General features: G+C 80.0%; 1 protein-coding gene and 1 pseudogene. One reads left to right on the top strand and one right to left on the bottom strand.

The window, feature by feature from the left end; all coding sequences use genetic code 11:
* Nucleotides 1-606 (bottom strand): annotated as a pseudogene (locus AAHZ94_RS33610) (hypothetical protein); the annotation flags it as partial.
* A 138-nt stretch (nucleotides 607-744) separates the two neighbouring features.
* Here AAHZ94_RS33610 and AAHZ94_RS33605 point away from each other — a divergent pair.
* The gene (locus AAHZ94_RS33605) at nucleotides 745-1,515 is read left to right on the top strand and encodes a TIGR03089 family protein (protein WP_349997483.1); all 771 of its coding nucleotides are present in this window, start codon (nucleotides 745-747) and stop codon (nucleotides 1,513-1,515) included.
* Nucleotides 1,516-1,763: the final 248 nt, after the last annotated feature.

Genomic DNA, 1,763 nt, shown 5'->3' with positions numbered 1-1,763 from the left:
TCCCCGGGCAGCGGCGCGGCGGCCGGGTGCGGTGCCGCCTCCGGCGTGACGCGCAGGTCCACGCCGTCCGACGCGCCGACCCACAGCGGGGCGGTGCTGCCGCGCACCGCGCCGGCGCTGCGGCCCGGTGCGCCGAGGTCCGGGGCGTCGCCGTGCGTCTCCACGTCCTGCCAGTCGGACCAGCGCGCGGTGCCGGCGGCCCCGGTGGGGGCCGGCCCCCCGCCCGGGCCGTCGGCCCCCGGGGGGGGCCCGCCGCCCCCCCCCCCCGCGGAGGGGGGTGCGGGGGGCCGGGGGGGGTACGTGAACCGGGCCGTGCTGTTCGGCCCGCGGGTCGTCCCAGACGACGCCGACCAGCGAGAAGGGCCGTACGGCAGACGCCCCCAGGCCGTACCCGCGGGCCGCGTCCGCCGCCCGGTCGGGGCCCGGCGCGGTGTCGTCCAGTGGGGCCAGCGGCAGCGACTGGGTGCTGCCGGGCAGGGCCGCGCTCGCCGGCGCGGAGCGTGGGGCGGGCGTGGGGGCGGCTGCGGCCCCCCGGCCGTCGGTCAGCGGGAGCACCAGGGCGGCCGTGCACGCGACACCGCCCGCGGAAGCTAGGTATGCACGCATATCGCAAATGCTGGGCATAGCGCGCATAACTGTCTATTCGAAAGGTGACGGAGCGTCGACGGCGCGTGCCGTCGCAGCCGCCCCGATCCGGCCCCCGGCAACTGCCCGCCGATGGGCCGGCCGCGTACCCTTGCGGCGATGAACGCCACCGATCGCACCCCTGCCGACCTGCTGCAATCCGCGCTCGCCACGGACCCGGCCCGTCCACTGGTGACCTTCTACGACGACGCCACCGGTGAGCGCGTCGAACTCTCCGTGGCCACCTTCGCCAATTGGGTGGCGAAGACCGCCAACCTGCTCCAGGGCGACCTCGCCGCCGAGCCCGGCGACCGGCTGGCGCTGCTGCTGCCCGCGCACTGGCAGACCGCGGTGTGGCTGCTCGCCTGTTCGGCCACCGGCGTGGTCGCCGAGGTGGGCGGCGACCCGGCCGCCGCCGACCTGGTGGTCAGCGGCCCGGACACGCTGGACGCGGCCCTGGCCTGCACCGGCGAGCGGGGCGCGCTGAGCCTGCGCCCGCAGGGCGCGCGCTTCCCGCAGCCGCCCGCGGGGTTCATCGACTACGCGGTGGAAGTACCGGCCCAGGGCGACCGGTTCGCGCCGTTCGCCCCGGTGGACCCGGCGGCCACCGCCCTCGTGGTGCGCGCCGACGGCCTCGAACTCTCCGCCGCCGGCGTCGTCGAGCGCGCCCGCGCGGACGCCGCGCAGCAGGACCTGACGGCCGGCGCCCGGGTCCTTTCCGGGCTCGCGTACGACACGTGGGACGGCCTGTCGGCCGGGCTGCTGGCGCCGCTCGCCGCGGGCGGTTCGGTGGTGCTGTGCCGCAATCTGGACCGGCTCTCCGCGGCGGAGGTCGACCAGCGCCGCGCCACGGAGCGGGTCACGGCCGTGGTGCCGGGCGCCGCTGGCTGAGGGGTACGGGGCGCTGCCGGCTGAGGGGGACGGGGCGCCGCTGGCTGAGGGATACGGAGCGCTGCCGGCTGAGCGTACGGGGCGGGCCGCTCCGGCCCCGCCCAACCCCGCGCCCCGGCTCCGTCCCGCGCCCGGGGCCCCGCCCCCCCCGCGCCCCCCCCCCCCCCCCGGCCGGCCCCCCCCCCGCCCCGCCCGCGGGCCGGCGGCCCCCGGGCGGGGGCTGGTCGTCGTGACGCCCCCCCCCGCGC

The organism is Streptomyces sp. HSW2009 (assembly GCF_040240285.1).
In the GTDB taxonomy this organism is placed as follows: Bacteria; Actinomycetota; Actinomycetes; order Streptomycetales; family Streptomycetaceae; genus Streptomyces.
This window is presented reverse-complemented; position numbering and strand designations above follow the sequence as displayed.